24 protein-coding genes and 2 pseudogenes are annotated in these 26,960 nt (G+C 70.0%); 13 read left to right on the top strand and 13 right to left on the bottom strand.

The genetic code is table 11. From position 1 onward, the window contains the following. The 3 genes and pseudogenes from ACIDOCELLA78_RS000000108020 to ACIDOCELLA78_RS000000108010 all read left to right on the top strand — a co-directional run. Nucleotides 1-194: pseudogene (locus ACIDOCELLA78_RS000000108020) on the top strand (hypothetical protein); the annotation flags it as partial. A gap of 338 nt (nt 195-532) precedes the next feature. Continuing rightward, on the top strand, nt 533-943 hold the full coding sequence (locus ACIDOCELLA78_RS000000108015) for a hypothetical protein (protein WP_249676175.1): 411 nt from the start codon (nt 533-535) through the stop codon (nt 941-943). Nucleotides 944-1,027: 84 nt separating this feature from the next. Then, the gene (locus ACIDOCELLA78_RS000000108010) at nt 1,028-2,587 is read left to right on the top strand and encodes a lysine--tRNA ligase (protein WP_201729135.1); all 1,560 of its coding nucleotides are present in this window, start codon (nt 1,028-1,030) and stop codon (nt 2,585-2,587) included. Between the two features lies 1 nt (nt 2,588). Here ACIDOCELLA78_RS000000108010 and ACIDOCELLA78_RS000000108005 read toward each other — a convergent pair whose 3' ends face one another. After that, a complete protein-coding gene (locus tag ACIDOCELLA78_RS000000108005) occupies nt 2,589-3,488 on the bottom strand; it encodes a LysR substrate-binding domain-containing protein (RefSeq protein ID WP_201729134.1) in 900 nt (299 codons plus the stop codon). 101 nt (nt 3,489-3,589) lie between these two features. Between ACIDOCELLA78_RS000000108005 and ACIDOCELLA78_RS000000108000 the strand changes: the two genes are divergently transcribed. The 6 genes from ACIDOCELLA78_RS000000108000 to ACIDOCELLA78_RS000000107975 all read left to right on the top strand — a co-directional run bounded on the left by ACIDOCELLA78_RS000000108000 (nt 3,590) and on the right by ACIDOCELLA78_RS000000107975 (nt 9,299). Then, nucleotides 3,590-4,339, top strand: a complete 750-nt coding sequence (locus ACIDOCELLA78_RS000000108000; RefSeq protein ID WP_201729133.1) for an SDR family NAD(P)-dependent oxidoreductase — start codon at nt 3,590-3,592, stop codon at nt 4,337-4,339. Between the two features lie 29 nt (nt 4,340-4,368). After that, the gene (locus ACIDOCELLA78_RS000000107995) at nt 4,369-4,935 is read left to right on the top strand and encodes a hypothetical protein (RefSeq protein WP_283770850.1); all 567 of its coding nucleotides are present in this window, start codon (nt 4,369-4,371) and stop codon (nt 4,933-4,935) included. After that, on the top strand, nt 4,833-5,264 hold the full coding sequence (locus ACIDOCELLA78_RS000000107990; RefSeq protein ID WP_307850918.1) for a hypothetical protein: 432 nt from the start codon (nt 4,833-4,835) through the stop codon (nt 5,262-5,264). The genes ACIDOCELLA78_RS000000107995 and ACIDOCELLA78_RS000000107990 overlap by 103 nt, the downstream gene beginning before the upstream one ends. Beyond that, a complete protein-coding gene (locus tag ACIDOCELLA78_RS000000107985) occupies nt 5,264-6,268 on the top strand; it encodes a transketolase family protein (RefSeq protein WP_201729132.1) in 1,005 nt (334 codons plus the stop codon). Before ACIDOCELLA78_RS000000107990 ends, ACIDOCELLA78_RS000000107985 begins: the two co-directional genes overlap by 1 nt. A gap of 51 nt (nt 6,269-6,319) precedes the next feature. After that, a complete protein-coding gene (locus ACIDOCELLA78_RS000000107980; protein WP_201729131.1) occupies nt 6,320-7,336 on the top strand; it encodes a TRAP transporter substrate-binding protein in 1,017 nt (338 codons plus the stop codon). A gap of 142 nt (nt 7,337-7,478) precedes the next feature. Beyond that, nucleotides 7,479-9,299, top strand: a complete 1,821-nt coding sequence (locus ACIDOCELLA78_RS000000107975) for a TRAP transporter large permease subunit (protein WP_249676173.1) — start codon at nt 7,479-7,481, stop codon at nt 9,297-9,299. An 81-nt stretch (nt 9,300-9,380) separates the two neighbouring features. Here ACIDOCELLA78_RS000000107975 and ACIDOCELLA78_RS000000107970 read toward each other — a convergent pair whose 3' ends face one another. The 3 genes from ACIDOCELLA78_RS000000107970 to ACIDOCELLA78_RS000000107960 are packed head-to-tail and all read right to left on the bottom strand — an operon-like array spanning nt 9,381 to nt 12,150. Beyond that, nucleotides 9,381-10,130, bottom strand: a complete 750-nt coding sequence (locus tag ACIDOCELLA78_RS000000107970; protein WP_201729129.1) for a platelet-activating factor acetylhydrolase IB subunit — start codon at nt 10,128-10,130, stop codon at nt 9,381-9,383. Further along, on the bottom strand, nt 10,127-11,302 hold the full coding sequence (locus ACIDOCELLA78_RS000000107965; RefSeq protein WP_201729128.1) for an MFS transporter: 1,176 nt from the start codon (nt 11,300-11,302) through the stop codon (nt 10,127-10,129). The genes ACIDOCELLA78_RS000000107970 and ACIDOCELLA78_RS000000107965 overlap by 4 nt, the downstream gene beginning before the upstream one ends. Next, entirely contained in the window at nt 11,302-12,150 is an 849-nt protein-coding gene (locus tag ACIDOCELLA78_RS000000107960) for an undecaprenyl-diphosphate phosphatase (RefSeq protein ID WP_201729127.1), read from the bottom strand. Before ACIDOCELLA78_RS000000107960 ends, ACIDOCELLA78_RS000000107965 begins: the two co-directional genes overlap by 1 nt. Nucleotides 12,151-12,351: 201 nt before the next feature. Between ACIDOCELLA78_RS000000107960 and ACIDOCELLA78_RS000000107955 the strand changes: the two genes are divergently transcribed. Together ACIDOCELLA78_RS000000107955 and ACIDOCELLA78_RS000000107950 are read left to right on the top strand one after the other, a co-directional pair. After that, nucleotides 12,352-13,827 carry a DUF2142 domain-containing protein gene (locus ACIDOCELLA78_RS000000107955; RefSeq protein WP_201729126.1) on the top strand — a complete coding sequence of 492 codons (1,476 nt, stop codon included), beginning with the start codon at nt 12,352-12,354 and terminating at the stop codon, nt 13,825-13,827. Nucleotides 13,828-13,996: 169 nt separating this feature from the next. Then, nucleotides 13,997-14,959 carry a glycosyltransferase family 2 protein gene (locus tag ACIDOCELLA78_RS000000107950; protein WP_283770849.1) on the top strand — a complete coding sequence of 321 codons (963 nt, stop codon included), beginning with the start codon at nt 13,997-13,999 and terminating at the stop codon, nt 14,957-14,959. On the opposite strand, the gene ACIDOCELLA78_RS000000107945 is transcribed toward ACIDOCELLA78_RS000000107950, so the two are convergent. Genes ACIDOCELLA78_RS000000107945 through ACIDOCELLA78_RS000000107935 form a run of 3 tightly spaced genes read right to left on the bottom strand, consistent with a single transcriptional unit; the run spans nt 14,954 to nt 17,926 of the window. Continuing rightward, the gene (locus ACIDOCELLA78_RS000000107945; RefSeq protein WP_201729124.1) at nt 14,954-15,391 is read right to left on the bottom strand and encodes a SufE family protein; all 438 of its coding nucleotides are present in this window, start codon (nt 15,389-15,391) and stop codon (nt 14,954-14,956) included. The two genes, ACIDOCELLA78_RS000000107950 and ACIDOCELLA78_RS000000107945, sit on opposite strands and share 6 nt — an antisense overlap. Further along, nucleotides 15,388-16,641 carry a tyrosine--tRNA ligase gene (gene tyrS, locus ACIDOCELLA78_RS000000107940; RefSeq protein WP_201729123.1) on the bottom strand — a complete coding sequence of 418 codons (1,254 nt, stop codon included), beginning with the start codon at nt 16,639-16,641 and terminating at the stop codon, nt 15,388-15,390. Before tyrS ends, ACIDOCELLA78_RS000000107945 begins: the two co-directional genes overlap by 4 nt. A gap of 43 nt (nt 16,642-16,684) precedes the next feature. Further along, nucleotides 16,685-17,926 carry a glycosyltransferase family 87 protein gene (locus ACIDOCELLA78_RS000000107935; protein WP_249676170.1) on the bottom strand — a complete coding sequence of 414 codons (1,242 nt, stop codon included), beginning with the start codon at nt 17,924-17,926 and terminating at the stop codon, nt 16,685-16,687. A 99-nt stretch (nt 17,927-18,025) separates the two neighbouring features. Between ACIDOCELLA78_RS000000107935 and ACIDOCELLA78_RS000000107930 the strand changes: the two genes are divergently transcribed. Then, complete coding sequence (locus tag ACIDOCELLA78_RS000000107930; protein WP_201729138.1) at nt 18,026-19,102, top strand: anhydro-N-acetylmuramic acid kinase; 1,077 nt, start codon at nt 18,026-18,028, stop codon at nt 19,100-19,102. A gap of 24 nt (nt 19,103-19,126) precedes the next feature. Here ACIDOCELLA78_RS000000107930 and topA read toward each other — a convergent pair whose 3' ends face one another. The 6 genes and pseudogenes from topA to ACIDOCELLA78_RS000000107900 form a co-directional block, all read right to left on the bottom strand. Continuing rightward, a complete protein-coding gene (gene topA / locus ACIDOCELLA78_RS000000107925; protein ID WP_201729122.1) occupies nt 19,127-21,793 on the bottom strand; it encodes a type I DNA topoisomerase in 2,667 nt (888 codons plus the stop codon). 19 nt (nt 21,794-21,812) lie between these two features. After that, complete coding sequence (dprA, locus tag ACIDOCELLA78_RS000000107920) at nt 21,813-22,934, bottom strand: DNA-processing protein DprA (RefSeq protein WP_201729121.1); 1,122 nt, start codon at nt 22,932-22,934, stop codon at nt 21,813-21,815. After that, nucleotides 22,931-23,509, bottom strand: a complete 579-nt coding sequence (plsY, locus tag ACIDOCELLA78_RS000000107915) for a glycerol-3-phosphate 1-O-acyltransferase PlsY (protein ID WP_201729120.1) — start codon at nt 23,507-23,509, stop codon at nt 22,931-22,933. Before plsY ends, dprA begins: the two co-directional genes overlap by 4 nt. Next, nucleotides 23,506-24,791, bottom strand: a pseudogene (locus tag ACIDOCELLA78_RS000000107910) (dihydroorotase). The gene plsY and the pseudogene ACIDOCELLA78_RS000000107910 overlap by 4 nt, the downstream one beginning before the upstream one ends. Beyond that, nucleotides 24,784-25,719, bottom strand: coding sequence for an aspartate carbamoyltransferase catalytic subunit (locus tag ACIDOCELLA78_RS000000107905; RefSeq protein ID WP_201729119.1), 936 nt, complete (start codon nt 25,717-25,719; stop codon nt 24,784-24,786). Before ACIDOCELLA78_RS000000107905 ends, ACIDOCELLA78_RS000000107910 begins: the two are co-directional and overlap by 8 nt. Nucleotides 25,720-25,764: 45 nt before the next feature. Further along, nucleotides 25,765-26,574 (bottom strand): helix-turn-helix transcriptional regulator, encoded by an 810-nt coding sequence (locus ACIDOCELLA78_RS000000107900; protein WP_201729118.1) that lies wholly within the window; start codon nt 26,572-26,574, stop codon nt 25,765-25,767. 153 nt (nt 26,575-26,727) lie between these two features. Between ACIDOCELLA78_RS000000107900 and ACIDOCELLA78_RS000000107895 the strand changes: the two genes are divergently transcribed. Then, nucleotides 26,728-26,958: a hypothetical protein gene (locus ACIDOCELLA78_RS000000107895; protein WP_201729117.1), complete on the top strand. Its 231-nt coding sequence runs from the start codon at nt 26,728-26,730 to the stop codon at nt 26,956-26,958. Nucleotides 26,959-26,960 lie beyond the last annotated feature (2 nt).

Raw genomic sequence — 26,960 nt, 5'->3', positions numbered from 1 at the left:
TAATAAAAAACGTATATATAAACGATGCGGAAGTCGGCCTGTTTCATCTCCAGCCGGTCAGCGGCCACTTCCTGCTGATCGACGGCAAGGCCGTCTCGCCCGGTCAGGACGCCTATGCCCGGCGGCGCTGCGCCAGCGCCGAAGGGCGCGTGCGGATCGGCATGGAAATATCGTCCCATCCGCCCAACACCTGACCCGCCGCCCCACAATCCCGCCACCCGACAATCCCGCCACCCCACACCGCCGTTCCGAAATCCGGCGTAACGCCGGGCGCAAGGTCCTTGCCCACCCCCCGCCGGCCATGCTTGTTGGAAAAAATGACGGCAACCTCCGCACCGCAGGGCTTTCTGCCCCGCTTCGTCGGCTTCATCGCCGCGCTCTGCGCCTGCGTCGCCGCCGAGGGCCTGCGCTGGCGTCGCGGCGGCCCGGTCACCATCCTCGCCTGGACCCGCCTGCGCCGCCTCTGCGCCCGGCTCGAATCCCTCGCCGCCAGAGCGCCCGCCCCGCCGCGTCATCGCCCCCACCGCGAGCGATGCGGCGGCGCGAAGTCCCCCCTGCCGCGCGGCTTCGCTGGCTCCGCATCACCTTTCCCGCCGCCGCATCCCTCGCACCCCAGCTCCGCGCCCTGCTCGATGCGCCAGACGCGCACGCCTTCATCGCCGCAACCCCCGCCGCCGGCCGCATCCTCCGCCCCCTCTGCCACACGCTCGGCATCCGCCCGCCGCCGCTCCTCGCCTTGCCGCCCCGGCCGCGCAAACCCCGCCCCAAACCCGCGCTACCTCCGGGGCCAATGCCCTCGCCTCCACCCGAAAGCGCGGCCCAATACACCCGCATGAACCCCGCGGCGCCGCGCCCCGCGCAGCCGCCCGGCGGCAAGCCCGTCACCCCCTGGCCCCGCCCGCCAGACCGCCGCTTCATCCCCCCACGTCGCTCCCGCACCTGACGAGCCGGCGCCCCGCGCCCGGCCGCATACCCATGCCCCGATCCCGCGTTTGACCCGGCCGCGCGCCGATCCTAAACGCAGCGCATGACACAGTCCGAAGCCGATACCCCCACGAGCTGGCCCTTCCGCGAAGCCGAACGCGTCGTCCATCGCCTGCGCAAATCGGGAAAAACCACGGCCCTGTTCGAAACCGGCTACGGCCCCTCCGGCCTGCCCCATATCGGCACCTTCATGGAGGTCGCCCGCACCTCCTGGATCAGGCTCGCCTTCACCAGGCTCACCGGCCTGCCCTCGAAGCTGCTCGCCTTCTCCGATGATATGGACGCCTTGCGCAAAGTCCCCGGCAATGTCCCGCAGCAGGACATGCTGCGCGAGTTCATCGGCCAGCCGCTCACCCGCGTGCCCGATCCCTTCGGCACCCACCCGAGCTTCGGCGCCCACAACAACGCCCGCCTGCAAGCCTTCCTCGATTCCTTCGGCTTCGAATACGAATTCGCCTCCTCCACCGAATATTACACCTCCGGCCGCTTCAACGACGCGCTGCGCGCCGTCGCCGCGAAGCACGATGCCATCCGCGACATCATCCGCCCCACCCTCGGCCCCGAGCGCCGGGCCACCTACTCGCCCATCCTCCCGCTCCACCCGCGCACCGGCCAGGTCATGCAGGTCGCGATCGACGAGGTCGATGTCGATGCCGCAACCGTCACCTGGCGCGATCCGGAAACCGGCATCGCCCACGAAACCTCGATCCTCGATGGCGGCGCCAAGCTGCAATGGAAGGCCGACTGGGCGATGCGCTGGTTCGCCCTCGGCGTCGACTACGAAATGTCCGGCAAGGACCTGATCGATTCCGTCCGCCTCTCCAGCGCCATCGTCCGCGCCCTCGGCGCCGAGCCGCCCGAAAGCTTCACCTACGAACTCTTCCTCGATGAGCACGGCCAGAAGATCAGCAAGTCGAAGGGCAACGGCCTCTCGGTCGAGGAATGGCTCACCTACGCCCCGGCCGAAAGCCTCGGCCAGTTCATGTTCGCCTCGCCCCAGCGCGCCAAGCGCCTCTATTTCGACGTCATCCCCCGCGCCACCGACGAATACCTGACCCACCAGGACAATCTGCGCGAGGGCAAGGGCAGGGCAGAGGACAATCCCGCCTGGTTCATCCATGGCGGCGACATCCCCGCCGCGTCGAGCAGCCCGATCCCCTTCGCCATGCTGCTCAACCTCGCCTCGGTGGTGAACGCCGAAACCCCCGACCTGCTCTGGGGCTTCATCCGCGCCTACCGGCCCGAGGCAACGCCCGACTCCGCCCCCTTCCTCGCCCGCCTGGTCGATTTCGCGGTGCGGTATTATCAGGACTTCATCAAGCCCGCGAAACAATACCGCCCCCCCACCGAGCTGGAGCGCGCCGCCCTGCTCGACCTCGCGGACGGGCTGAAAACCATCCCCGACGACGCCGATGCCGAGGCGCTGCAAAACCTGCTCTACGATGTCGGCAAGCGCCACCCCTTCGCCAGCCTGCGCGAATGGTTCGGCTGCCTCTACCAGGTCCTGCTCGGCCAGAGCGAAGGCCCCCGCTTCGGCGGCTTCATCGCCCTCTACGGCATCGCCCCCACGATCGGCCTGATCGAGCAGGGTCTCGCCCGCTGACTCACCGCCCCGCCGGTCCGGCGAGTTCCTGCTGTAGCCAGGCTGAAAACCGCGCGATCAGCGGATTCGCCTGGCTCGGCTGCGGATAGACCAGGAAATGCGCGAGATAATGCAGGTCGACCGAGCGCCCCTCTAATGGCGCGACCAGCCGGCCGCTGGCGATCTCCCGTTCCGCCAGCCTGGTCGATTCGAGCGCGACACCCAACCCATCGGCCGCCATGCTGATGGCGAGAAAGCTGCGGTCGAAGCGTAGCCCGTGCGGCGCCGGCGTGCTCAGCCCGTTGGCGGCGAACCAGTCGGGCCAGCGCAGCATCTTGTTGTCGCTGTGGATCAGCGTTTCCCGCACCAGATCGCCCGGCCCCGCAATCCGCCTCGCGAGCGCCGGCGCGCAGAGCGGTGTCACGGTTTCCTCGCCAAGTGAAATCCGCACCATGCCCGGCACCACCCGCGCGGTCGGCGCCGCGGCGTAGACGATGTCGGCGTCGAAGGCGCCGTCGCTGAACCGCGCATAGTCGGTGCTCGCGGCGATCCGCACCTCGACCTGCGGGTTCGCCGCGAGAAAGCGCTGCAGCCGCGGTGCGAGCCACTGGGTCGCGAAACTCGGCGCGACATGCAGGCGCAGCAGCCGCGGCGCGCGGGTGGAGACGGACTGCATCCCCCGGCGCAGCGTGTCGAACGCCTCGGCGACATGGCGCATCAGCGTCTGTCCCTCGGCGGTCATCTCAATCGTCCTGGCCTGGCGCAGGAACAGCCGGACGCCGAGCAGGTCTTCGAGCTTGCGGATCGCGTGGCTCACCGCGCTCGGCGTCAGGCTGAGTTCGGCGGCGGCGGCGCGGAAGGAGCCGGTGCGCCCCGCGGCCTCGAAGGCGCGCAGCATCGACAGCGGAATCGTGTTCAGCATGGCGGGAGAGATGAACCGAATTCACCAATTCATGCAAATTATCCGTTTGAAATTTCATTCTCCCGGCGCTTTTCTCCGCTCCGGATACACGGAGGAAACGCATGCTGCTCAACGGCAAGACCGCGATCATATCTGGTGGCGCGAGCAAGAAGGGGATCGGCCTCGCAACCGCGCGGCTGTTCGCCGAGCACGGCGCGCGGGTCGCCATTCTCGATCTCGATCAGGGGGCTTCCGACGAGGCAGCGGCGTCGCTCGGCGCTTCGCATCTCGGCGTGGCCTGCGACGTCACCGATCGGGCAGCCTGCGATGAGGCGGCGCGCCGGGTCCTTGCCGCGTTCGGCCAGGTCGACATCCTGATCAACAATGCCGGCATCACCGAGCCGTTACGGCTGCTGGAGATCGAGGCGCGGAACTGGCAACGGGTGCTCGACGTCAACCTCACCGGCGTGTTCCATCTCAGCCAGGCGTTGCTGCCGCATATGAGCGCGCGCGGCAGCGGCTCGATCGCGTGCATGTCGTCGGTTTCGGCGCAGCGCGGCGGCGGCATTTTCGGTGGCCCGCACTATTCGGCGGCGAAGGCCGGCGTGCTCGGCCTCGCCAAGGCGATGGCGCGGGAGTTCGGCCCCGCCGGCATCCGCGTGAATGCGGTGACGCCCGGCCTGATCCAGACCGAGATCACCGGCGGCAAGCTGACCGAGGAGATGCGCGCCGAGATCCTCAAGGGGATTCCGATCGGCCGGCTCGGGACCGCCGAGGACGTGGCGCGGATCTTCCTGTTCCTCGCCTCCGATCTCTCCGCCTATGTCACGGGCGCGGTGATCGACGTCAATGGCGGCATGCTGATCCACTGATCCAGAAACAGCGTCGGGAATTCTGCGCCATGTCCTTCTCGAAACCGGTCTCGTCGCCGGACGCCCGCGACGATGGCTTCCCCCATGCCGGCTCCAACGTTTCGCTGCGCGAGCGGGCCTATCGCATCCGCCGTCACGCGCTGCGGATGGGCGAGGTGCAGGGGCAGGGTTATATCGCGCAGGCGCTCGGCATCGCCGATGTGCTCGCGGTGTCCTATTTCCATGCGCTGCGCTACCGGCCGGACGACGTGCGCTGGGAGGGGCGCGACCGCTTCCTGCTGTCGATCGGTCATTATGCGATCGCGCTTTATGCGGCGCTGATCGAGGCGGGGATTCTGCCCGAGAGCGAAATCGAGACCTATGGCGCCGACGAGAGTCGCCTGCCGATGTCGGGCATGGCCGCCTATACGCCGGGCATGGAGATTACCGGCGGCTCGCTCGGCCACGGCGTCGGCATCGCGGTCGGCATGGCGCTCGGCCTGAAGCGGAAAACATCGGATGCCTTCGTCTACACCCTGTTTTCCGACGGCGAGCTGAACGAGGGCTCGATCTGGGAAGGCGTGATGGGGCGGCGCACTGGCGGCTCGACAACCTGATCGGCATCGTCGATGTCAACGACCAGCAGGCGGACGGACCGTCCTCGGCGATGTCGTCGCGCGAGCCGCTGCATGAGCGCTTCCGTGCCTTCGGCTGGCATACCCAGCGCGTCGACGGCAACGATATCGACGCCGTCGCCGCCGCCTTCGACGCCGCGCGCGCCGCCAAAGTCGCAGCGCCACGCATCGTGATTTGCGACACTCGGATGGCGAAGGGCGTACCCTTCCTCGAAACCCGCGAGCGCAACCACTTCCTCCGCGTCGAGCCCGAGGAGTGGCAGCAGGCGATCGACCTGCTCGACGCCAGTTTCAGCGGAAAGGCCCCGTGATGAGCACCGCACCGACGCAGGCGGCGAAGCCGCGCCTGACCACATCGGCGATGATCGCCTCGATCGCCGCCCCCGGCCAGCGCACCGCGCCGGCGCCGTTCGGCAACGCGCTCGTCGAGTTGGCGAAGACCCGCCCCGAGATCGTCGGCCTGACCGCCGATCTTGCGAAATATACCGACCTGCACATTTTCGCGAAGGCCTGTCCGGAGCGCTTCTACCAGATGGGCATGGCCGAACAGCTGCTGATGTCGGCCGCCGCCGGACTCGCGCGCGAGGGGGCGCTGCCCTTCGTGACCACCTATGCCGTGTTCGCCGCCCGCCGCGCCTATGACTTCATCTGCATGGCGATCGCCGAAGAACGGCTCAACGTGAAGATCGTCTGCGCCCTGCCGGGCCTGACTTCCGGCTACGGGCCGAGCCATCAGGCGACCGAGGATATCGCGATCTTCCGCGGCATGCCGAATCTCACCATCGTCGATCCGGCCGACGCGCACGAGATCGCGCAGGCGACACCGGCGATCGCGGCGCATGACGGGCCGGTCTACATGCGGCTGCTGCGTGGCAACGTGCCGCTGATTCTCGACGAGTATGGCTATACGTTCGAGCTGGGGACGGCGAAGACGATCCGGACCGGCAACGATGTTCTGGTGATCTCGACCGGGCTCGCGACCATGCGCGCGCTGCAAGCCGCCGAGATGCTGGAGGCGGACCGCATCGGTGTCGAGGTGCTGCACGCGGCGACGATCAAGCCGCTCGATCTCGCGACGATCCTCGCCGCCGCCGGCAAAAGCGGGCGCCTCGTCGTCGTTGCCGAGAACCACACGGTGGTCGGCGGGCTTGGCGAGGCCGTGGCGGCGGGAATGCTGCGCGCCGGCATCGCGCCCCGGTTCCGCCAGATCGGCCTGCCGGACGCGTTCCTGGCCGCCGGCGCGCTGCCGACCCTGCACGACCGCTACGGTATTTCGGCCGAAGCGATGGCGCGGCAGATCAGGGCTTGGCTCTGAAACGCCAACATCAAAGCCCGGTCTGATTCATTTCGAAAGGAGGAAACAACGATGAGCAATAACACGATCCGCCGGCGCACATTGCTTGCGGGGGCGGCATCCGTGCCGGCCGTCACGATCCTGACCCGCAGGGGCGATGCCGCGCAGTTCCGCTGGAAGATGGCCACCGGCCAGGAGCCGAGCCATCCGGTGAACATCCGCGCGGCGCAGGCGATCAAGGCGATCCGCGAGGCGACCGGTGGCGGGCTCGATATCAAGCTCTACCCCGCCGCACAGCTCGGCACCGACAAGCAGCTGATCGCTCAGACCAGGCTCGGCGGCATCCAGATCATGAACATGGCAAGTTCCGTTCTGGCAACGACGATACCGCAAGCCGGCATCGTCAATATCGGCTACGCCTTCCTGACGCCGAAGGATGTGTGGGCAGCGGTCGACGGTCCGCTCGGCGCCTATATCGCGAGGAAGATCGACGCCCACGGCATGCATCAGATCGGGCCGAGCTGGGAGAACGGCTTCCGCAACGTCACCTCCGGCACAAAGCCGGTGAAGTCGCCGGCGGACCTGCACAATTTCAAGATCCGCGTCCCGCCGGCGCCGATCCTCTCGTCGATGTTCGCCGCGTTTGGCGCTGCGCCGACCGCGATCGATTTCAGCGAGGTCTATACCTCGCTCGAAAATCACGTGGTCGATGGCCAGGAAAATCCGCTGCCGATCATCTACACGGCGAAGCTCTACGACGTGCAGAAATATCTGAGCATGACTCAGCACGCCTGGGATGGCTATCTGATCATCGGCAACAAGCCGGCTTTCGCGCGGCTGCCGGCGAAATGGCAGGACATCGTGACCGCGGAATTCGGCAAGGCGGGGCATGCGGAGCGGCAGGATATCGCCGATCTCGGCAGCTCGCTGAAAGCGAAGCTGGCGGCAAGGGGGATGAACATCCTCGATGTCGACAAGGCGACGTTCCGCAGCGCCCTCGGCAAGGCGAAATACTATCCGCACTGGAAGCGGACATTCGGCGCCGAGGCCTGGGGCCTGCTCGAAAAGACGGCCGGCCCCCTCGAATAGGGCCGCACCCGGTGGCGGACGGTGGGATGAGGCTCCCGAACCGTCCGCCCTGCGGGACGCGCAAAAGCGGCGACAAGAAAACGCGGCGCCGCGCGAGCGGAACGACCGGGGGAGAGAAACGATGCAAGCATGTTCTGCAACCATGGCGTCCGGCAGGATTCGCCGGCCGGTCGCGAGGCGTGCCGGTGCCGTGCTCGACGGCGTTGGCGTCGCGCTGCTGGCGGCGGAGGTGCTGGTGCTGTTCGCTGGCATCATCGCGCGCACGGTGTTCGTTCATCCGCTGATCTGGTCGACGGAATTCGCCCGGCTGGTCTTCGTCTGGCTGACCATGATCGGCGCCGCGATCGCGGTGCGCGACGACCGGCACATGCGGATGACGGCGCTGGTGCACAGTCTGCCGGCGCGCTGGCAGTCCCGACTCCGCGCCGGGGCGGATGTGGTCCAGCTGGTCGCCGCGCTGGCGATGATCGGGCCAAGCCTCGTTTTCCTGCGGGTCGAGCGGCTGTCATCGTTGTCGCAGCTCGGCATTTCCAGCGCCTGGGAGGCCGCGGGGCTGGTGGCGGGTTTCGGGCTGATCGTGCTCTTCCTGCTGCGTGACCTGTTCGCGCATCGGGGCGCGGATGTCTGGCGCGGCGCGCTGGGGGCGGCGGTCATCGTCGGCGCGGCGTGGCTGGCCGGCCGGGCCCTGTCCGCCGACACGCTGCCGGAGGTGATCTTCGTCTTCGTCGCGATGCTGTTCGCGACTGTGCTGGCCGGCGTGCCGATCGCCTTCGCCTTCGGCTTCTGCACCAGCTTCTACCTGATGGTCACGCAGAGCGCGCCGCTCGCGGTGATGGCGAGCCAGGTGGAGCAGGGCACCTCGTCGATCATCCTGCTTGCGGTGCCGCTGTTCGTGCTGCTCGGCGGGTTGCTGACCGTGACACGCCTTGCGCCGGCGATGATGCGCTTTCTCACCGAGCTGATCGGTCCGGTGAAGGGCGGGCTGTTCTATGTGCTGATCGGCGGAATCCTGCTCGTCTCCGGCATATCGGGGGCGAAGACGGCCGATCTCGCGGCGGTCGCGCCGATCGTGGTGCCGGAGATGAGGCGGCAGAAGATCGACGAGGGGCACATTCTCTCGGTCGTCTCGTGCTGCGGCGCGATGGCCGAGACGATCCCGCCCTCGATCGTGCTGATCATCATCGGCGCGGTCACCGGCACCTCGATCTCGGCGCTGTTCGCTGCGGGGCTGATGCCGGCCATCCTGCTGGCGGTCATTCTGGCGCTGCTCTCGCGGGTCTGGGCGGGGGCTGATGCGGTGGCCTCGGCGCCGCGCGTGCCGGCGCGGCGCATCGTGCGGAGCTTCCTTTACGGCCTGCCGGCGCTGGCGCTGCCCTTCGTGATCCGCTTCGCCGTGATCGACGGCATCGCCACCGCGACCGAGGTCGCCACCATCGGCACCGTCTACGCGATCGTCCTCGGGGTCGTGTTCTATGGCGGGTTCCGGCCGGCGGCGCTGTATGACTGTGCGGCGAAGGCGGTCGGGCTGTCGGGGACGATCATGTTCATCATCGCGGTGGCCACCGCGATGAGCTGGACGCTGACCCAGTCCGGTTTCGCCGATGACATCACAAGGCTGATGCTGGCCCTGCCGGGCGGGCGCTACGGCTTCCTGCTGGGCTCGATTGTCCTGATGATCGTGCTTGGCAGCATTCTCGAGGGCATCCCGATCCTGGTGCTGTTCGGGCCGATCCTGTTTCCCATCGCCCGCACGCTGCATGTCGGCGATGTGCGCTATGGCATCATCGTCATCCTCGCGATGGGCATCGGCCTGTTCGCGCCGCCGGTCGGGCTTGGCTATTACGCCGCCGGGATCATGACCGATATCGACCCGAACCGGGCCCTGAAGACGATCTGGTGCTATCTCGCGGCGCTGGTCGTGGGCCTGCTGGCGATCGCCTTCGTGCCCTGGGGCGCGATCTGATGCGTGCCCTGGGGCGCGATCTGATGCGTGCCCTGGGGCGCGATCTGATGCGTTCCCTGATGCGTGCTCCGAGCCGGGCGGTCAGCGCATCAGGCGGGCGATCGTCGGCTGCAAGGCCACGGCGATCCGGCGCATGCCCTCGGCATCGGGGTGCAGGGCGGGTTCGGGCGGGTGCATGCGTGGGTCGACATAGAGCGCGGGGTCGGGGCGGCCGCCGGTTTCCAGCACGTGGCCGACATCGCGGAACGTCACGAGATCGCTGCGCGCATAGCGGCGGGCGAGATCTTCATTGATGATCCGGGTCTGCGCGCTGATCCAGGCCGAGCGGATCGAGGGCAGGATGCCCAGCAGCAGCACGTGCGCGCCGGGGACGTGGCGGTGCAGATCGCGCACCACCGCCTCGATTCCCGGCACCGTCTGGTCCGCGCCCCAATGGGTGCGGCCGAGATTGTTGGCGCCGATCAGCAGCACGACGAGCCTGGGATGCAGGCCGGCGAACTCGCCATGGTCGATCCGCCAGATCACGCTCGCCGTGGTATCGCCGATCAGGCCGAAATTCAGCGCGTCGTAGCGCCCGTAATACTGCCGCCAGATCGGCAGGATCTGCTGGTAGCGGTGCTTCCCCTCGCGGTGCCAGTATTCGGTGATGGAATCGCCGAGCCAGACCAGCCGCGCGCCGGGATGCGCGCGCGCCTCCTGCTTCGTGTGCTCGAAGCGGTGCTGCCACCAGGGCAGGTCCATCCGCCCGATCGGCACGGCGGCGAGATTGACGCGGGCCTGGGCGGTGAAGGGAAGCAGCAACGCCAGCAACAGGCAGAGGCGACGGATCATGCGGACCTCGATGGATCGTGGCGTCCGAAGACGCGGGGATAGATGAACAGATAGGCGCCCTGGAACAGGCCGGCGAGCAGGAAGGGGGCCGCGAGGGCGCCGGACTCGAACAGCACGCCGGCCAGCGCCGGGGCGACGCCGCGCGGCAGCAGCACCGAGATCGTGTTAACGCTGGCGGCAAGCCCCCGCCGCTCGCCGCGCACGAGGCCGAGGGCGACCGCCTGCCGCGCCCCGGCGGTGCCGCGGTTGAAGGCGGAGCGGAGGGCGTAGACGACGAGAGCCACGCCGAAGCTCGGCGAGAAGGGCAGGGCGAACAGGCTGACCAGCCCGATGCCGCGCATCAGCACCACCGCGCGCACCGTGCCGAGCCGCCGGGTCAGCCGCCCGGTGGTCAGGGCCGCGATGCCGGCGGCGGCGAAGGCGATGGCGAGCGCGGGGCCGATGGCCGCGGCCCCCGCATGGAAGCGGGCGGCGAACCACCAGGAGATGAACGGGCCGGACAGGCCGATTCCGGTGCCGTTGAGAACGTTGAGCCCGGCGAGTTTCCAGAGCAGGGAGTTCTCCGCCTTCGACACCTCCTCATGCCGCTCCGCCCGGGCTTCGGGCTTGCGCGGCGGATCGGGGGTGAGGGCGAGCAGCATTGTGGCGATGAGCGAGGCGGCGAGCGGCAAGGCGAACATCGGCCGCGATGCGCCGATCAGCCCGGCGAGCACGGCGCCGATCCCCATGCCGAAAAACCCGATCGCGGTGTTGATCGACAGCACGCTGCCGAACTCCCGTTTTTCGATCAGGCCGGACAGCCAGGATTGTTCCGCCGGCGCGAACGGGCCGGCGGCGCCGTTCGCGCCGCGGCCGAAGCCGCCGATCACCGCGGCGAAGGCGAGCGGCAGTGCCGCCGGCGTGAGCAGGCCGATCAGCGATGCGAGCACCGAAATCGCCTCATAGACGAGAACGAAGCGCTTGCGGCCGAAGCGGTCGCTCGCCGGGCCGACCAGCGTCGTCACCGCCACGGCGAACAGGATCGACAGCGCGAAGACGACGCCGAGGAACGTCGCGCTCCAGCCGAGCCTGGTGACATAGAGCGCGAAATCGACCACCAGCGCGCCCTGGGCGATGCTGCGCGCCCCGCGCGCGCCCATCAGCCGGACGATGTCGGGGCGCGCGGTCGCCATCAGGCGCCGAAGGGGATCAGGATCAGGCTCAGCCCGCCGAGGACGGCGCAGTAGATGGCGAACGGGCCGAGCGCCCAGCGGTCGTGATCGCGGAAATAGCGCATCAGGAAGGCGGTCGAGAGATAGGCGACGATCCCGGCAACGATGGCGGCGATCACGGCGGTGCCGAACATGCCGCGCGCGGCGGCGGCGTGGTGCAGCAGATGCGGCACCTCGACCACGGCGGCGCCCGCGATCACCGGGGTGGCCATCAGGAAGGCGAAGCGGGCGGCGGCCTCGTGGTCGAGCCCGCGGGTCAGGCCGCCGACGATCGCCGAGCCCGAGCGCGACAGGCCGGGCAGAAAGGCGAGGCACTGGAACAGGCCGATGATGGCGGCGTCGCGCAGCGTCATCTGACCGATGCCGAATCCGTTGCCGGCGCGGTGCCGGCGCAGCCTTTCGCCGATCACCAGCACCGCGCCATTGGCGATGAGGAAGGCGGCGGCGATCTCGGGACTGGCGAAAAGGTGCTGGATTGGCTTTTTCAGCGCGAAGCCGATGATCACGGCGGGCAGCGTGGCGACGACGAGGCGCAGCAGCAGGCCGCGCTGGGCGTCCACCTCGCCGGGGTTGCCGCGGCCGAGCAGGCCGACGAACATTGCCCACCACTCGCGCCAGAAATACAGCAGCAGCGCCGTCGCGGTGCCGACATGCAGAAGCACGACGAAGGGCAGGAAGGACGGCGCCGCCTGGTCGATCCGCCAGTGCAGCAGGGCGGGAACGATCACGACATGGCCAAGGCTGGAGACGGGAAAGAGTTCCGTGGCGCCTTGCAGGAAGGCGAACAGGATTGCGGTCAGCAGGGTCATGGCGGCTCCGGCGGTTGAAGGTGCGGCCTCACTTGGCAAACAAGTGGCGTAAAGGCAACGCGGCCGCGCGCCCGCTGGCGCCCTTGCGCCGGCCGGCTTGCCATTCCTTCACCCCACGCACATAGTCCGGTCATTATCCGGAGCCGAAGTCCGCCGCCCGGCGCGGCGGCGAGGCCCGCATGCTGGATTTGGACATTTCCATTGTCGAACCATCTCCTGCGCCTTTTGCGGCGCCTCTGGTCCCTGATCTGCACCCTGGCCCGGCCGCGCCGGCTGGTTGCGCTGTTCCTCTGTTTCGGACTGGCCACCGGCGCCGAGCTGGCCTTCCTCACGCCGATCGGCCAGGTGGCCGACGAGCCGACCCAGCTCGCCCGCGCCGACGGGCTGCTCTACGGTCAGCTTCTCGGCCATCGGGTCAGCCATCCCCACCTGCACCAGGTCTTTTCCGGGGTGATCACCGATATCGCCACCGTCAGAATCTGGCAGGTGATGCTGGAGCACGGGGTCGGCAACAAGCGGGTTTCGCCGGCGCAAATGGCCGAGGCGCGGGCGGTGCGGTGGTCCCGCCGCACGACGTTCCTCGACTGCCCGAATACCGTCACCTATTTTCCGGCGCTTTATCTTCCGGCGACGATCGGGCTCGGGTTCGGCCGGCTCGCCGGCCTGTCTCCCTGGCGGACGGTGCTGCTCGGCCGGGTCATGATGCTGGCGGCGTTTCTGGCCATGGGGGCCGCGGCGCTGGCGCTCGCACGGTGGGGTCATGCCCTGCTCTTCGCGACGCTGATGCTGCCGATGACGATGTCGCTGGCCGCCTCCTTCGATATCGACGGCCAGCTTATCGGCGCGGCGGCGCTGGCGGCGGCGCTGCTGACAAGCGATCCGGCGCGCGAACCGGGCCGGCGCCGGCTCGCCGCCCTGCTGCTCTGTCTCGTGATCATGGCCAAGCCGCCCTACGGGCTGCTGCTGTTCCTCGGCCTGCTGCCGCTGGCGCAGCCGCGGCGCCGCGCTCTCCTGGTCCGGCTGTCGCTGCTGGCGGTGCCGCCGCTGATCTGGATCGTCGTCATCCGACATGTCGCCTCCGCCCCGCTTTATTACGCGCCCCCCTATCATCCGGGGCCGCTCTGGCCCGGACCGCACGACCTGCTGTTCACCTCAGTCGATCCGGCCGACAATCTGCGCGGCCTCATCGCGCATCCCGGCGCGGCGCTCCTGCTGCCGGTTCGCGACCTCGCCGCGCATGCGCTGGTCTACCTGCGCGAGGCGATCGGCGTTCTCGGCTGGCTTTCGGTCACGCTGCCGCGCTGGCAATATCGGGGATGGGGCCTCGCCCTGCTCGCCGCCTTCATCGGCACGATGCTTGCCGGCCCCGCCGAACGCCGCTCGGCGCGCGATGCCGGGCTCGCCGCGCTGCTGGTGCTGGGCAGCGTGTGGGCGGTGATGATGGCGGTCTATCTGAGCTGGACTTATACCGGATATGACCGGATCGACGGCATCCAGGGGCGGTATTTCCTGGTGATCCTGCCGTTTCTGGCATTCGTTCGGCCCGGTCCGGGCTGGGCGCCGGGCAGTGAGGATGGGCGGCGGGCGATCGAGACGCTGGCCGCGCTGCCGGCGGTGGTCATGGCGCTGGCCGATCTCGCCGTTCTGCCGCAGATCTTCGCCCGGATCTTTTACTGATCGTTTCTTTTACTGATCGTTGCCCGAACCGGGAGAGGCGCCGGTTTGCCGCGGCGCCGGTTTGTCGGTAAAAGGAGCAACTCGCGCTCTGGTTGTGATGGCGCCGGATGCCGCGCTCGTGGCGCGCACAGGTAAATGGCGCCGGCGTATGGCGCAGGAGGAAAAGATCGTGTCGGCACAGGCAAGCCCGGTCACGGTTTCGGTCGTTGTGCCGTTTCACGATGAGGCCGGCAATGTGGCGCCGCTTTACGAGCGGCTCGCCGCCGTGCTCGACGGCAGCGGCGAGAGCTGGGAGCTGGTCTGCGTGAATGACGGCAGCCGCGACGCGACGCTCGGCGCCCTTCAGGGCCTGGTTGCGCGCGATGCGCGGGTGCGGGTGATCGACCTGTCGCGCAATTTCGGCAAGGAGGCGGCGCTGACCGCCGGGCTCGACCATGCGCGCGGCGCGGTGGCGATTCCACTCGACGCCGACTTGCAGGACCCGCCCGAGGCGATTCCGGCGCTGCTCGCGAAATGGCGCGAGGGCTACGACGTGGTCAACGCCACGCGGGTCTCGCGTGAGGGCGACGGCGCGGTGAAGCGTTTCACCGCGCATATGTTCTACCGGGTGATGAACCGGCTGAGCGACGTGCCGATCCCGCGCGATACCGGGGATTTCCGCCTGATCGCCCGGCCGGCGCTGGAGGCCCTGAAGCGGCTGCCGGAGCGGCGGCGGTTCATGAAGGGGTTGTTCGCCTGGATCGGCTTCCGCACCACCACCATCACCTATCACCGCGCCCCGCGCCATGCCGGGCGGACGAGCTGGACCTACTGGAAGCTATGGAATTTCGCGCTGGAGGGGGTGACCTCGTTTTCCAGCGCGCCGCTGCGGCTGGCGTCCTATCTCGGCTTCGCCGTTTCGCTGTTTGCCTTCGTCTATGCCGCGGTGACGATCTTTCGCAAGCTCGTCTATGGCAATCCGGTGCAGGGCTATCCCTCGCTGCTGGTCGCCATCCTGTTCCTCGGCGGGGTGCAGCTCATCGCCCTCGGCATGATCGGCGAATATCTCGGCCGGCTCTATGAAGAGAGCAAGCAGCGGCCGCTCTATATCGTGCGCGGGATCAGCGGCGGCGATTCGTCGCCGGGGTCATGAGGCGGCGAAGCGCTGGATGCGCTCGGCCATTGCCGCAACACCGTTGCCGCGATTGCCGGACAGGGCGCCGATCAGCCCCCAGTCCTTGAGGAAATCCGGCGGTGTCGCGCGGATCTCCGCCGGTGTGCGGCCGGAATAGACCTGCAACAGCATGGCGACGAGGCCGCTGACGATGGCGGCGTCCGACGCGCCGGCGAAATAGAGTTTGCCGCCTTCGAGCTTCGGCTCCAGCCAGACCCGGCTCTGGCAGCCGGGCACCAGCCGCTCCTCGGTCTTCAGCGCCTCGGGGAAGGCGGGCAGCGCCTGGCCCAGCTCGATGATGAACTGGTAGCGGTCCATCCAGTCATCGAACAGGAACAGCTCGTCGCGCAGGGCGGCGATCGCCGCGGAAGCACTTTCCTGCGCGGGGACGACGAAGGGCGGCGCGCTCATGCCAGGCGGACCAGGCGGTGATGCTTCTTGCCGGCCGAGAGCTTGGCCGCGCCGTCGATCACGTCGGCGAGGGTGACCGTGTGCGCCTCGTCGGCGATCGGGGCGTCGTTCAGCCGCGCGCCGCCGCCGCGGATCAGCCGGCGCGCCTCGCCATTGCTGGCGGCAAGACCGGCGCGAACCAGCAGGGCGAAGGCGGGAATGCCGGCTGCAAGCTCGGCGGCGGGAATGTCGATCCCCGGCAGCGTCTCCGCCGCCTCGCCGCCCTCGAAGGTGCGGCGCGCGGTCTCGGCGGCGTCCTCGGCGGCCGCGCGCCCGTGGCAGAGCGCGGTCGCCTCGGTGGCGAGGATCTTCTTCGCCTCGTTGATCTCGGCCCCTTGCAGCGCCTCGAGCCGGGCGATCTCGCCGAGCGGCAGGTCGGTGAACAGGCGGAGGAAGCGGCCGACATCGGCGTCCTCGGTGTTGCGCCAGAACTGCCAGTAGTCGAACGGGCTGCGCCGTGCGGCCGAGAGCCAGACGGCGCCGGCCGCGGTCTTGCCCATCTTCGCGCCCGAGGCGGTGGTGATCAGCGGCGCGGTCAGGCCATAGACCTGCTTGCCGTCGGTGCGGCGGACGAGGTCGATGCCCTGGACGATGTTGCCCCACTGGTCCGACCCGCCCATCTGCAGCACCACGCCATGGCGGCGGTTCAGCTCGCGGAAATCATAGGCCTGCAAAATCGAGTAGTTGAATTCGAGGAAGGTGAGGCCCTGCTCGCGCTCCAGCCGCGAGCGGACCGAATCGAAGGAGAGCATGCGGTTGACGCTGAAATGCACGCCGACCTCGCGCAGCAGGTCGATATAGCCGAGCGTGTCCAGCCAGTCGGCGTTGTTGACCATGATGGCGTCGGACGGGCCGTCGCCGAAGCGCAGATAGGCGGCGATATTGTCGCGGATACCGGCCATGTTGAGCGCGATCTGCTCCTCGGTGAGGAGCTGGCGGGCTTCCTCGCGGAACGAGGGGTCGCCGATGCGGGTGGTGCCGCCGCCGAGAATGGCAACCGGCTTGTGCCCGTGCTTCTGCAGCAGGCGGAGCATCATGATCTGGATCATGTGGCCGACATGCAGGCTGTCGGCCGTGCAGTCGAAGCCGATATAGCCGGCGATCGGGCCGGCGCGCATCGCCTCGCGCAGTCCCTCGGTGTCGGTGCACTGGAAAATGTAGCCGCGCGCTTCTGCCTCGCGCAGGAAATCGCCGGTATCGCTCATGGGCATGGTTCCGCCGTGGTCGGGGTGGCCGCAATCGGCCTGTGGGTCTTCAGATGGGCGCGGGGTAGCACGCGGGGGCCGGCGTGCCAATTCCGCCGGCCGCGCGGGCGGCGCGCAGGGCGCCGAGCAGGATCGCGAGCGGGGCGACCTCGGCATGCGCGAGGCTCGCCATCAGCGGGCCGAGCACCGGCCAGAGCCAGAGCAGCGCATCCGCCGGCTCCAGCCGGCCGCGCCGCCAGGCGAGCCACGCGGTCATGACCGAAACCCCGGTCATGTCGTTCACATAGGCATAGGGCGTGACGAGCAGCGTGAGGCAGACGGTGAGTGCGGCGCGGGCAATCGGGTCCGGCGCCGGGATGCGCCAGGCCCGCCAGCACCAGCGCGCGGCAGCCAGCGCGGCGGCGGCCTGGGCCGCGCCGGCGAGCGTCACGCCGGCGCCGAGGCTGCGCGCCATCCAGAACACCGAAACGCCGTTCAGCTCGTAGCCCGCCGGGAACGGGGCGATGAGATGGGCGTGCGCCGCCGCCATGCCCCGGCCGAGCCACGCCGCCCAGATCGCCGGGCCGGTGACCAGGGTGATCGCGCCGGCGAGGGCGGCGGCCAGCGCCGCGCCGGTGGCAAGGCCCCGCCAGTCGCCGCGGGCGAGCAGCACGACCGGGCCGAGCAGCCCGGCCTGCGGCTTGAGCGAGAGCAGGCCGAACAGCGCCCCCGCGTCCCTCCGCCGCGCCGATGCGGCGGCGAGGGCGGCGATGAACAGGCAGCCCGAGAGCGGGCCGAATTCGCCGATCGACACGCCGGTGAGCGAAGCGGGCCCGAGCAGCCCCGCCGCGATCACCGGCCAGGGCGCGCCGGCGCGGCGCAGCAGGAACGGGCAGGGCAGGGCGATCAGGATCGTCCACATCAGCAGGCCGGCGCCGGGCGCGAGCGGGGCCAGCGGCAGCATCGCGAGTAGCGCCGGCGGCGGGTAGAAGAACTGCATGAAGCCCGGCAGCCCCGGTCCCACATGTGCCGCGGTCCAGCCGAGAAAGCGCGACGGCGTGTAGAGCGACGCCGGCGCGGCCGAGACGGCGATATGCGCGGCCGGCCAGAAGGCGAAGAAATCGCTCGGCAGCACCGCCGGCACCACGTGCCGGCCCGCCAGCACGGCGGCGGCGATCACGCCCAGCAGATGCAGCGTCGCCCGCGCCGGCGCCAGCCAGGTGAGGCTGGCGATGCCGAGCACCAGCCAGGGCAGGAAGGTTCGCCCGTTCACCGCCGGGCGGAAGCTGCCGCGCGCCGCGCGAGGGTCCACGTCCGATCCTTTGTTCCACTGCTTGTAAACCCCGCCGCCGCGGCGGATAAGCAAGACATGCCCGAAACAGGTTTCCAGACCGCTAACGACGGCGCCGCGTTGCACGCGATCGGCCTGATGAGCGGCACCTCGCTCGACGGGGTCGACGCCGCGGTGATCCGGACCGATGGCGAGCGCATCCTCGCCACCGGCCGCTCGGCGACTCTGTTCTACGAAGAGCCGCTCCGCGCCCGGCTGCGCGCCCTGCTCGATGCCGCTCCAGGGCTTGCCGCCGACGACCCGGAACTCCGCGCGCTCGACCGCCTGCTGGCCGACCGCCATGCCGAGGCGGTGGCGATGGTGGCGAGCCGGGCGGATGTGGTGGGGTTCCACGGCCAGACCATCCTGCACGACCCCGACCGGCGGCGGACCTGGCAGATCGGCGATGCGGCGCATCTCGCGCACAAGACGCGGCTGAAGGTAGTGCATGATTTCCGCGGCGCCGATGTCGCCGCCGGCGGGCAGGGCGCGCCGCTGGCGCCGCTGTTTCACGCCGCCCTCGCCGCGGCGCTGGAGAAGCCGCTGCTGGTGGTCAATATCGGCGGGGTCGCCAACATCACCTGGCTCGGGCCGCGGGGCGAGGTGCTCGCCTGCGACACCGGCCCCGGCAACGGCCCGCTGGATGACTGGGTGCGGCTGCGCACCGGCGCCGCCTTCGACGCTGACGGCGCCATGGCCGCCGCCGGACGGGTCGATCAGGCGCGGCTCGCGCGGCTGATGGACGATCCCTGGTTCGCGAGGCCGGCGCCGAAATCGCTCGACCGGCTGCACTTCTCACCCCGCCTCGCGCACGCGATGGAGGGATTGTCCGCCGAGGACGGCGCGGCACTGCTCGCTTCCTTCACCGCCGCTTCGATCGCGGCCGCGCCGCTGCCGGCGCCGCCGCTGCGCGTGCTGGTGGCCGGCGGCGGGCGGCACAATGCCGCGATCATGGACGCGCTGCGCCGGCACTTCGCCGCCCCGGTCGAGCCGGTCGAGGCGGCGGGTTGGGATGGCGACGCGCTGGAGGCGCAGTGCTTCGGGTTTCTCGCGGTCCGCGCCCTGCGCGGGCTGCCGCTCTCGCTGCCGGAGACGACGGGCGTGCCCGCGCCGCTCGCGGGCGGGCGGATCGTCCGGCCCGGTCCAGAGGCGGAATAGTAAGCCGAACAGGAAGCGGCCGGCTCAGCCGCCGGAGCGCGCGGCCTTGCGGGCGGCAGGCTTAGCCTTGGTGGCGGCCGCCTTCGGCTTCGCAGCGGCCTTCGGCTTCGCGGCTGGTTTCGGCTTGGCGGCGGCTTTCGGCGCCGCCGCGTCCTTCGACTTTGCTGCCGGCTTGGCGCCCTTGCGGCCGCGCGGCGCCAGCGTCTTGCCCTTCTCGGCGAGCAGGGCGACCGCCTCGTCCAGCGTCACCGCGCCGAGTTCGCTGCCGCGCGGCAGGGTCGCGACCGTCTTGCCGTGCTGGACATAGGGGCCGAAGCGGCCCTTGCGCGCGGTCACGCTCTCGCCGTCCTTCGGGTGCGGGCCGAGATCGCGGATGCCTTCCTGCTTCTTCGCCAGCACCATCACCGCGCGGTTGAGGCCGACGGCCAGCACGTCGTCATCCTTGTCGAGCGAGGCGAAGATCGGGCCCATCTTCACATAGGGGCCGAACCGGCCGATGCCGGCCTGGATCTCCTGCTTCGTCTCCGGATGCACGCCAACCACGCGGGGCAGCGAGAGCAGGCCGATCGCCTGGTCCAGCGTGATCGTCTCGCCGCTCATGCCGCGCGGCAGGGCGGCGCGGCGGGGCTTCGCCTTCTTGTCCTCCGGGTCCGGCTCGCCGAGCTGGACATAGAGGCCATAGGGGCCGCGCCGCAGCGTGACCGGAATGCCCTCGGCGGTCTCGCCGAGCAGCTTCATCCCGTCGCGCAGCTGGTCGCCCTCGTCCTCGCCGCCCTCGACGGCGAGGCGGCGGGTATACTGGCATTCGGGATAGTTCGAGCAGCCGATGAAGGCGCCGAAGCGGCCGAGCCGCAGGCCGAGCCGGCCGCTGCCGCAGGCCTGGCAGACCCGCGGGTCGGACCCGTCCTCGCGGGCGGGGAAGAAATGCGGCCCGAGTTCCTCATCCAGCGCGTCGATCACGTCGGAGATCTTGAGATCCTTGATCTGCTCGACGGCGCCGGAGAAATCGGCCCAGAAATCCCGCATCACCGCCCGCCAGTCGAGCCGGCCATCCGAGACCTCGTCGAGCTTCTCTTCAAGATTGGCGGTGAAGCCGGTCTCGACATAGCGGGCGAAGAAGCTGACCAGGAAGGCGGTGACCAGCCGGCCGCGATCCTCGGGAATGAAGCGGCGGTTCTCCATCCGCACATAGTTGCGCTCGCGCAGCACGGTCAGGATCGAGGCATAGGTCGAGGGGCGGCCGATGCCGAGCTCCTCCATCCGCTTGACCAAGGTGGCCTCGGAAAAGCGCGGCGGCGGCTGGGTGAAATGCTGTTCGGCGGCCACCGGCCCGCCGGCGAGCGGATCGGATTTCGCCATCGGCGGCAGCAGCCGCGCGGTTTCGTCCTCCGGGTCCTCGTCCATCCCCTCGCGGTAGAGCTTGAGGAAACCGTCGAAGGCGAGGATCGAGCCGGTGGCGCGCAGCGTGGTGCCGGCGCCATCGGCAAGCTCGACCGTGGTCTGGTCAAGCTCGGCCGATTGCATCTGCGAGGCCAGCGCGCGCTTGTAGATCAGCTCGTAGAGCCGCGCCTGCTCGGGCGAGAGGTGGCGGGCGGCGCGCTCGGGGGTGAGGGTGAAATCGGTCGGGCGAATCGCCTCGTGGGCTTCCTGCGCGTTCTTCGCCTTCGACTGGTATTCGCGCGGCGCGGCGGGCAGGTAGTTCGCGCCGAACGCGTCCTTCACCTGCTGGCGGGCGGCGGTGATCGCCTCGCGCGCCATCTGCACGCCATCGGTTCGCATGTAGGTGATCAGGCCCACCGTCTCGCCGCCGATCTCCACACCCTCGTAGAGCTGCTGGGCGGTGCGCATGATCGCCTGCGCCGTCATGTGCAGCTTGCGCGAGGCGTCCTGTTGCAGGGTCGAGGTGGTGAAGGGCGGCGGCGGGTTGCGGCGGACGCGCTTCTTCTCGATCGAGACGACGCTGAACGCGCCGCGCTCCACCGCCGCCTTCGCCGCATCGGCGGCCGCCTTGTCGGCGAGGTCGAACTGGTCGAGCTTGCGGCCGTCGAGATGGGTGAGGCGGGCGCGGAACGGCGCGCCGGCCGGGGTGCGGAACTCGGCCTCGATGGTCCAGTATTCGCGCGGGCGGAACAGCTCGATCTCGGCCTCGCGCTCGCAGATCAGCCGCAGTGCGACCGACTGCACGCGCCCGGCGCTCTTGCTGCCGGGCAGCTTGCGCCAGAGCACCGGCGAGAGGGTGAAGCCGACCAGGTAGTCGAGCGCGCGGCGGGCGAGATAGGCCTCGATCAGCGGGGTGTCGAGGTCGCGCGGGGCGCGGAGTGCGGCCTGCACCGCCGACTTGGTGATCTCGTTGAAGGTGATGCGGTGAACCTGCTTGCCCTTCAGCACGTTGCGCGCCTCGAGCATGGCGCGGACATGCCAGGAAATCGCCTCGCCCTCGCGGTCGGGGTCGGTGGCGAGGTAGAGCGTGTCCGCCCCTTTCAGCGCCTTGGCGATGGCGGCCACCTGCCGGTCGCCGCGGGCGTCCTCCTCCCACGACATCGCGAAATCCTCGTCCGGGCGCACCGAGCCGTCCTTGGGCGGCAGGTCGCGGACATGGCCGAAGGAGGCGAGCACGGTGAATCCGTCGCCGAGATATTTGTTGATCGTCTTGGCCTTGGCCGGAGATTCGACGACGACGATGGCATTCATGTTCAGCGCGGTGTCCCGTTCAGCACTCTGAGAGCAGACAGACCCGGTTGCCCGGCAGGGTTTCGAGCCGGCCGGCGAGTTCGAGTTCGGCCAGCACGGCAACGATGACCGGTGTGGAGAACTGGCAGTGCCGTGACAGTTCGTCAACACTGACGGGGCTGGCGGAGAGCAGCTTGCGAATTTCGCGCCGGGCGCGGTCGAGCACCTCGCTGGTCTCGGGCGGTGCCGCCGCCGGTTCGGCGAAGCCCGGCCGCAGGGCGGGTTGCCGGGCGCCGGCAAAGGGCGCGCCGGGGGTGAGCGGCAGGTTGGCGAGGATGTCGGCGGCGGATTCGACGAGGCCGGCGCCCTGGCGGATCAGGTCGTTGCCGCCGCGGGCGCGCGCATCGAGCGGCGAGCCGGGCACGGCGAAAAGCTCGCGGCCGTAATCCAGCGCATAGCGGGCGGTCAGCAGGCTGCCGGAGCGCAGCGCCGCCTCGATGACGACGACGCCGAGGGCGAGGCCGGCGATGATGCGGTTGCGCTTGGGGAAATGCCGGGCGAGCGGCGCGGTGCCCGGTGGTGCCTCGGCGATGACCGCGCCGGCCTCGGCGATCCTCGCCTGCAGGTCCCGGTGCTCGGGCGGATAGATCACGTCGAGCCCGCCGGGAATGGCGGCGATGGTGCCGCCCTCGCGCAGTGCCGCCGCGTGCGCCGCGGCGTCGATCCCGCGGGCGAGGCCCGAGACCACCGGATGCCCGGCGGCGGCGAGGTCGCCGGCGATGTCGGCGGCGATCCGCCGCCCATTGGCCGAGGCGTTGCGCGCCCCGACCACGGCGACGACCGGCCGGCGCAGCAGGGCGATGTCGCCCTTCACCGCGATCACCGGCGGCGCGTCCGGCAGCAAAGCGAGCAGCGGCGGATAGTCGGCATCGCCGAGAAAGAGCAGGCTCGCGCCGAGTTCGGCGTGGCGGTCGAGTTCGCGGCGGATCTCGGCGAGGCTGGGACTGCGCAGGCCGCCCCGCCGCCCGCCCTGGCGGGCGAGGCCGGGCAGCGCGTCAAGCGCCTCCTCGGGGCTGGCGAAGCGCTCGCGCAGGCGGCGGAAGGTCTGGGGCCCCACGCCCTCGGTGCGGATCAGGCGCAGAAGCGTCGCCGGATCGCTCACGCCGAGAGCCTGATCCTCGGCTCGGTGCCGTCGCGCAGCCGCGCGATGTTCGCCCGGTGCTTGAACACGACGAGGGCGGCGATGGCGAGGGCGACCAGCGCCGCGTGGCCGCGCCCGGCGAGCAGGGCGAGAAGCGGGGCGGCGGCGAAGGCGGTCAGTGCTGCGAGGGAGGAAATCTTCCGCCAGAAGGCCATGCCCAGCCAGATCAGGCAGCAGGCGGCGCCGACGGGAAAGGCGAGGGCGAGCAGCACGCCGAGGCCGGTCGCCACCCCCTTGCCGCCGCGAAAGCCAAGCCAGGCCGGGTAGAGATGGCCGATCACCGCGAACAGGGCGGCGAGATCGGCGGCGGCGCTGCCGGCATGACCGGCGAGCAGCACGGCGGCAGCACCCTTGCCGCCATCGAGCAGCAGGGTCAGGGCGGCGAGGCTCTTGCGCCCGGTGCGCAGCACGTTGGTCGCCCCGATATTGCCCGAGCCGATCCGCCGCACATCGCCAAGCCCGGCCGCCCGGGTCAGCAGCAGGCCGAACGGGATCGAACCGAGCAGATAGCCGAGCAGGGCGTAGAGCGCGATCATCCGCGCACCCGCCGCCCGGCCTTCCACGTGCCGGTGACCACACCCTCGACCGGCCGTCCGTCGAAGGGCGTGTTCTGCGCCTTGCCGGGCAGGGCGCCGGCCTCGATCCGCCAGGGGCGCTCGGGGGCGAAGAGGCAGAGATCGGCCGCTTCACCACGGGCGATGCGCCCGGCATCCAGCCCGAACAGCCGGGCCGGCCGGTCGGTCAGCAGCGAGAGCGCCGCGATCAGCCCGAGCCCGCCGGACTGCACCTGCGCCAGCGTCACCGCGAGCAGGGTGGCGAGCCCAGCGCCGCCGGGGGCGGCCTCGGCGAAGGGCAGGCGCTTGTCGTCGGCGTCGCGCGGCTGGTGGTCGGAAACCACGGCGTCGATCGTGCCATCGGCGAGGGCGGCGCACACCGCGAGCCGGTCGGCCTCGCTGCGCAGCGGCGGCGAGAGTTTCGCATAGGTGCGGAAATCGCCGATCGCGTTCTCGTTGAGGTCGAAATAGGGCGGCGCGGTGTCGCAGGTGATCGCGAGGCCCCGGCGTTTCGCGCCGCGGATCAGGTCGAGCGCCTCGCCGGTCGAGACATGCGCGAAATGCACCGCGCCGCCGGTGAGTTCGGCAAGGCGGATGTCGCGCGCGACCATCATCGCCTCGGCGCAGGCGGGGATTCCGGGCAGGCCCATCAGCGTCGCCCGCGCCCCGGCGGTCGCCGCACCGCCGGCGGCGAGGCTCGGCTCCTCGGGATGCTGCACGATCATGGCGCCGAAGCCACGCGCATAGGACAGGGCGCGGCGCATCAGCCCGGCCGGGCCGATCGCCCGCGCGCCATCGGAGAAGGCGACCGAGCCGGCCGCGCGCAGCAGGCCGTATTCGGCGATCATCTCGCCCTTGCAGCCCCGCGTCGCTGCGCCGTAGGGGCGATGGTGAGCCGGCCGGTCGCCGCGCCGGCGCCGGCCAGCGCGCGGACCAGGGCGGGGTCGTCGGTGGCGGGAATATTGTCCGGCAGCACGGCGATGGTGGTGATGCCGGCGGCATTGGCCGCCTCGGCGGCGGTGGCGATGGTCTCGCGGTATTCGTAGCCGGGCTCGCCGAGCGAGGCGCGGGCATCGACCAGGCCGGGGCAGAGGATCTGCTCGGCGGCATCGACGATCACCGCGCCATCCGGCCGGCCGAGGCCGGCGCCGAAATCGGCGATGATGCCGTCGCGGACCAGCAGGTCGCCCACCGCATCGTGGCCGGTGGCGGGATCGACGATCCGCGCGCCGCGGATCAGCGTGTCGGGGGGCGTGTCATGCATGGACGAGCGCCGTCCTGGCCAGCACGTCGAGCACCGCCATGCGGATGGCGACGCCCATCTCCACCTGCTCGCGGATCACCGAGCGGGCGGCGTCGTCGGCGACCTGGCTGTCGATCTCGACGCCGCGATTCATCGGGCCTGGATGCATCACCAGCGCGTCCGGCTTCGCCACGGCGAGCTTGGCGGCGTCGAGCCCGTAGAAGGTGAAAAATTCGCGCGCGCTGGGAATCAGCCCGGCGCTCATCCGCTCGGTCTGCAACCGCAGCGCCATCACGATGTCGGCGTCGCGCAGGCCTTCGCGCATGTCGTGGAACACGCTGGCGCCGAACTGGTCGATCCCCGCGGGGATCAGCGTCGGCGGGCCGACCACGCGCACCCGGCTGCCCATCGCGGTGAGCAGCAGCAGGTTCGAGCGGGCGACGCGGGAATGCGCGATATCGCCGCAGATGGCGACGGTGAGGCCCGCGAGCGTGCCCTTGTTGCGGCGGATCGTCAGCGCGTCGAGCAACGCCTGGGTCGGGTGTTCGTGCATCCCGTCGCCGGCGTTGATCACCGCGGCATCGACCTTCTGGGCGAGCAGGGCGGGCGCGCCGGAGGCCTTGTGGCGGACCACCAGCAGGTCGCAGTTCATCGCGTTCAGCGTCGCCGCGGTATCGAGCAGGGTCTCGCCCTTGGAGACCGAGGAGGTCGAGACCGACATGTTGATCACATCGGCGCCGAGCCGCTTGCCGGCAAGTTCGAAACTCGTGCGGGTGCGGGTGGAATCCTCGAAGAACAGGTTGATCAGGGTTCGCCCGCGCAGCACGTCCCGCCTTGTCTTGCCCGACCGGTTGAGCAGCACATAGCTCTCGGCGAGGTCGAGCAGGGCGGAAATGTCGCGCGGGTGAAGGCCTTCGATTCCCAGGAGATGTCGCGTCGGCAACCGCATGACGGTCTCCTTACAGCCCCGCCGCGCCGGCGGGAAGAGCGCGGTCTACTGGCTGGCCCATATGATGCGCTGGAGTGCGACGACCGCCTCGGCCGGCAAGTCGCGCGGCGGGACGGCGGGGTTGAGCCCGCCAAGGTCGATCCGCGAGATGGTGCGGCGGAGCAGCCGGCCGGGGACGAGGCCGCCCGACGCAAGACGGGCCACCACGAGATCGCCCATCCGCACCGGCGCATCCGGCGAGACGATGACGACATGGCCGCGCCGGCAGACCGGCTCCAGCGACTCGTCCTCCACCGCGAGGGCGAAGAGATGCGGATCATCGACGATGCCGATCTCGGCAATGACCCGTTCCAGACGCCGCCAGCCTGTGCCGCCGGGATAGCCCTCTTCGTCGAAGGCCCCGCCATCGGCCGCGCCGAGGCCGATCACCGGCACCGCGCCACAGACCGTGCCGGGCTGGGCGGCGTCGGACCCTCCGAGCGCTTCGGGCGGCGGTTCGTCAGGCGTTGCGGGCTCTGCTTCCGCCGGCGGTTCGTCGGGGATCATCGCGGCTGGTGCCGCGTCAGTAATCGCGGCTGGTGCCGCGTCAGTAATCGCGGCTGGTGCCGTGTCAGTAATCGCGATGGCGCTGCCGGCGGCCAGTGCCGCGAAGGTTTCGAACCCGGTCTGGCTGGCGGCGAGGATCTTGGCGATGCTCTCGGTCGATGGCCAGCGCAGCCGCCCATCCGGCGCGCGCCGCTTGGAGGGGTTGAAACTGGTCGGGTCGAGCCCGGCGCTGCGCGCGAGGGCGGAGGCCGAGAGCCCGCGCTGCGCCGCCAGGGCGTCGATCGCACGCCAGATATCGTCATGCTGCATCGCGTTGTTCTTAACGGATTTACCCGGTTTGGGAAGAAAGATTTGCGGTAAACGAACAGTTAACTATTGCGTCGAATACAACCTGTGGTTATCTTGTTCTTGTTTTGTTCACATCGGCCAGCCCGGCCGGTGGTCACGCTGAGGAGACAGACCATGGCTTTCATCCTGCGCAACCTTTCCGTCCTCGCCTATGCCAACGGCTTAACCCTCTGGCACTACCGCGCGGGGGAGGGGGCGCTGGACACGCTCGGGGATGTCGGCTTCTTCGGCCCGGCCGCCGACCTGATCGCGCCGGGCGACATCGTGATGGCCTCGGGCGCCGCCGGGGCGCGGATGGGGGCGATCGCCCGCAGGGGCGACCAGCTGGTCCTGGCGCCGATGTGAGC

The sequence above is a fragment of the Acidocella sp. C78 genome, from assembly GCF_907164655.1.
The sequence above is the reverse complement of the archived record's forward strand: the minus strand, read 5'-3'. Positions and strand labels throughout refer to the sequence as shown.

Coding starts and splice junctions, on each gene's coding strand:
- ACIDOCELLA78_RS000000108015 (WP_249676175.1), top strand. CDS start 533: ATGCGGCGGCGCGAAGTCCCCCCTGCCGCGCGGCTTCGCTGGCTCCGC.
- topA (WP_201729122.1), bottom strand. CDS start 21,793: ATGAATGCCATCGTCGTCGTCGAATCTCCGGCCAAGGCCAAGACGATC.
- ACIDOCELLA78_RS000000107970 (WP_201729129.1), bottom strand. CDS start 10,130: ATGATCCGTCGCCTCTGCCTGTTGCTGGCGTTGCTGCTTCCCTTCACC.
- ACIDOCELLA78_RS000000107995 (WP_283770850.1), top strand. CDS start 4,369: ATGTCCTTCTCGAAACCGGTCTCGTCGCCGGACGCCCGCGACGATGGC.
- ACIDOCELLA78_RS000000107980 (WP_201729131.1), top strand. CDS start 6,320: ATGAGCAATAACACGATCCGCCGGCGCACATTGCTTGCGGGGGCGGCA.
- ACIDOCELLA78_RS000000107985 (WP_201729132.1), top strand. CDS start 5,264: ATGAGCACCGCACCGACGCAGGCGGCGAAGCCGCGCCTGACCACATCG.
- tyrS (WP_201729123.1), bottom strand. CDS start 16,641: ATGCCCATGAGCGATACCGGCGATTTCCTGCGCGAGGCAGAAGCGCGC.
- ACIDOCELLA78_RS000000107965 (WP_201729128.1), bottom strand. CDS start 11,302: ATGGCGACCGCGCGCCCCGACATCGTCCGGCTGATGGGCGCGCGCGGG.
- ACIDOCELLA78_RS000000107945 (WP_201729124.1), bottom strand. CDS start 15,391: ATGAGCGCGCCGCCCTTCGTCGTCCCCGCGCAGGAAAGTGCTTCCGCG.
- ACIDOCELLA78_RS000000107895 (WP_201729117.1), top strand. CDS start 26,728: ATGGCTTTCATCCTGCGCAACCTTTCCGTCCTCGCCTATGCCAACGGC.
- ACIDOCELLA78_RS000000108005 (WP_201729134.1), bottom strand. CDS start 3,488: ATGCTGAACACGATTCCGCTGTCGATGCTGCGCGCCTTCGAGGCCGCG.
- ACIDOCELLA78_RS000000108010 (WP_201729135.1), top strand. CDS start 1,028: ATGACACAGTCCGAAGCCGATACCCCCACGAGCTGGCCCTTCCGCGAA.
- ACIDOCELLA78_RS000000107905 (WP_201729119.1), bottom strand. CDS start 25,719: ATGCGGTTGCCGACGCGACATCTCCTGGGAATCGAAGGCCTTCACCCG.
- ACIDOCELLA78_RS000000108000 (WP_201729133.1), top strand. CDS start 3,590: ATGCTGCTCAACGGCAAGACCGCGATCATATCTGGTGGCGCGAGCAAG.
- plsY (WP_201729120.1), bottom strand. CDS start 23,509: ATGATCGCGCTCTACGCCCTGCTCGGCTATCTGCTCGGTTCGATCCCG.
- ACIDOCELLA78_RS000000107960 (WP_201729127.1), bottom strand. CDS start 12,150: ATGACCCTGCTGACCGCAATCCTGTTCGCCTTCCTGCAAGGCGCCACG.
- ACIDOCELLA78_RS000000107900 (WP_201729118.1), bottom strand. CDS start 26,574: ATGCAGCATGACGATATCTGGCGTGCGATCGACGCCCTGGCGGCGCAG.
- ACIDOCELLA78_RS000000107975 (WP_249676173.1), top strand. CDS start 7,479: ATGGCGTCCGGCAGGATTCGCCGGCCGGTCGCGAGGCGTGCCGGTGCC.